Annotated in this window: 1 protein-coding gene; it reads left to right on the top strand. The window is 63.5% G+C overall.

Going from position 1 to position 1,320, the window contains the following annotated elements; translation table 11 throughout:
• Nucleotides 1-142 precede the first annotated feature (142 nt).
• The gene (locus IWX63_RS16605; protein ID WP_442859145.1) at nucleotides 143-1,258 is read left to right on the top strand and encodes a helix-turn-helix domain-containing protein; all 1,116 of its coding nucleotides are present in this window, start codon (nucleotides 143-145) and stop codon (nucleotides 1,256-1,258) included.
• Nucleotides 1,259-1,320 lie beyond the last annotated feature (62 nt).

Here is a 1,320-nt window from a genome sequence, read left to right as displayed (position 1 = left end):
CTCGGCTTTCGGAACCTCACCCACTACATCGCCCGATCGCTACTCGAATCAGGCGGCTTCAGACCGTGCTTCCACTCTCAATTACGATGAGCCGGTATAGCTGCCCGACGGCGTCTGCATTACCGTCGTTGTTCTTACGACGATGGGGTCGGTGATGGATGAGATCCAAGGTTCGGTCGATAATCGCGGTCTCCTGACCGTGAGTGCTGAGGCGTGGCAACACGCCGTCCGGGCGGCTGCCGTCATCGGCCCGCTTGCAGATCTTCCCCGGCTTGGTCGTGATCAAGCAGATGAAGCGGCCGCGGAGCTGGGTGTCTCGCGTCGGCAGGTGTATGTGCTCCTGGCTCGGTGGCGTGAGGGCGGGGGTCTTGTCTCGGATCTGCTGCCGGGACGGTCAAGCGGCGGCCGCGGACGTACTCATCTCCCGGAGGCTGTCGAAGCGCTTGTCGTTGCGTCGATCCGGAAGGGGTTCCTGACCAGGCAGAGGAGAACGATCGCAGCCGTACACAGGGACATCGCCGCGGCGTGTCGTGCTCAGGGGTTGCCGGCGCCATCGCGGATGACGGTCGAACGCCGGATCGCGCGGTTGGATCCGGTCGAGCAGGTGACGCGGAGGCATGGCCCTGATGCGGGGCGGCAGCGTCTATCGGCAGCGGGCCCGGTTCCGCCGGTGCGACGTCCGTTGGATCAGGTGCAGATTGATCACACCGTTGTGGATGTCATCGTGGTCGATGAGCGTCACCGACTTCCGATCGGGCGCCCGTTTGTGACGGTCGCGATCGACGTGTTCAGCCGCTGCATCGTGGGCCTGGTGGTGACCCTCGAGGCACCGTCCGCGCTATCGGTCGGATTGTGTCTGGCGCACATGGTCACTGATAAGCGGGCGTGGCTGGAACGCGTGGGTGCGTCAGTGGTGTGGCCGATGACCGGGAAGCCGGTCGAGCTGTATCTGGATAACGCGTCCGAGTTCAAGAGTGAGGCGTTGAAGCGGGGGTGTGAGCAGCATGGGGTGAAGCTCCGCTACCGGCCGCCGGGTCAGCCGCACTACGGCGGCATCGTCGAGCGAGTGATCGGCACGTTAATGCAGTCAGTTCACGATCTTCCGGGGACGACCTTCTCGAATCCGCGTGAGCGTGGTTCCTATGATTCCGAAAAGCGGGCGACGCTGACACTGCCGGAACTCGAGCGGTGGTTCGCCCTGGCTGTGGCGGCCTATCACGGGCAGGTGTTCCGCCCCGGGTTTAATGGAGGTTCTTGATCCCCTTGGAAGAGGTTGAGAATTATGGCAGCACCACGGAAGTATCCCGAGGAGCTTCGGCA

Source organism: Arthrobacter sp. CAN_A2, from assembly GCF_015752045.1.
Taxonomy (GTDB): domain Bacteria; phylum Actinomycetota; class Actinomycetes; order Actinomycetales; family Micrococcaceae; genus Arthrobacter_D.
The sequence above is the reverse complement of the archived record's forward strand: the minus strand, read 5'-3'. Positions and strand labels throughout refer to the sequence as shown.

Bases quoted from the DNA above. Each gene is read 5' to 3' on its own strand.
- IWX63_RS16605 (WP_442859145.1), top strand. From the start codon at position 143: ATGGGGTCGGTGATGGATGAGATCCAAGGTTCGGTCGATAATCGCGGT.